The 817-nt window shown below is 46.8% G+C and carries 5 tRNA genes; all 5 read right to left on the minus strand.

Annotation, left to right across the window (positions count from 1 at the left end):
- Positions 1 to 84: 84 nt before the first annotated feature.
- Positions 85 to 160 (minus strand) — tRNA-Phe (locus FS935_RS23125).
- A gap of 106 nt (positions 161 to 266) precedes the next feature.
- Positions 267 to 343 (minus strand) — tRNA-Asp (locus FS935_RS23130).
- A gap of 114 nt (positions 344 to 457) precedes the next feature.
- A tRNA-Met gene (locus FS935_RS23135) sits at positions 458 to 534 on the minus strand.
- A 33-nt stretch (positions 535 to 567) separates the two neighbouring features.
- A tRNA-Ser gene (locus FS935_RS23140) sits at positions 568 to 660 on the minus strand.
- 14 nt (positions 661 to 674) lie between these two features.
- Positions 675 to 751, minus strand: a tRNA-Ile gene (locus FS935_RS23145).
- Positions 752 to 817 lie beyond the last annotated feature (66 nt).

Raw genomic sequence — 817 nt, forward strand, 5'->3', positions numbered from 1 at the left:
AATCGAACCCACGAATGCCTGAACCACAATCAGGTGCGTTAACCACTTCGCCACAACCGCCATAAACATTGATTAAATTAAAAATGGTGGCTCAGGACGGAATCGAACCGCCGACACATGGATTTTCAGTCCATTGCTCTACCAACTGAGCTACTGAGCCAATAAGGTTTACGGCTTCCACTAAGCTTCAAATCTCTTCGCTTATTGACACCCTCTTACTCTGTACATTTAAAGAAAATGAAAAAATGATCTGTTACATTTTAAAATGGCGGTCCGGACGGGACTCGAACCCGCGACCTCCTGCGTGACAGGCAGGCATTCTAACCAACTGAACTACCGGACCAAGTTTTTTTCACTACGTGAAAATAAACATCTTTGCACTTGCTTTAAGAAAATAGTGAAAATAAACATCCTTGTAAAATTCCCTTAAAACGAAATGAAAAACTTCGTAAGAAATTGGTTGCGGGGACAGGATTTGAACCTGCGACCTTCGGGTTATGAGCCCGACGAGCTACCAGACTGCTCCACCCCGCGATAATAAGGTATAAAGTTTACATTATAAGAATATGGAGGAGGAAGGGGGATTCGAACCCCCGCGGGTTTTGACACCCCTGTCGGTTTTCAAGACCGATCCCTTCAGCCGGACTTGGGTATTCCTCCGGATATTCGGATAATGGTGGACCTTGTAGGACTCGAACCTACGACCGGACGGTTATGAGCCGTCTGCTCTAACCAACTGAGCTAAAGGTCCAAAATGGTAGCGGCGGAGGGAGTCGAACCCACGACCTCACGGGTATGAACCGTACGCTCTAGCCAG

Source organism: Metabacillus litoralis (assembly GCF_007994985.1).
Taxonomy (GTDB): domain Bacteria; phylum Bacillota; class Bacilli; order Bacillales; family Bacillaceae; genus Metabacillus; species Metabacillus litoralis.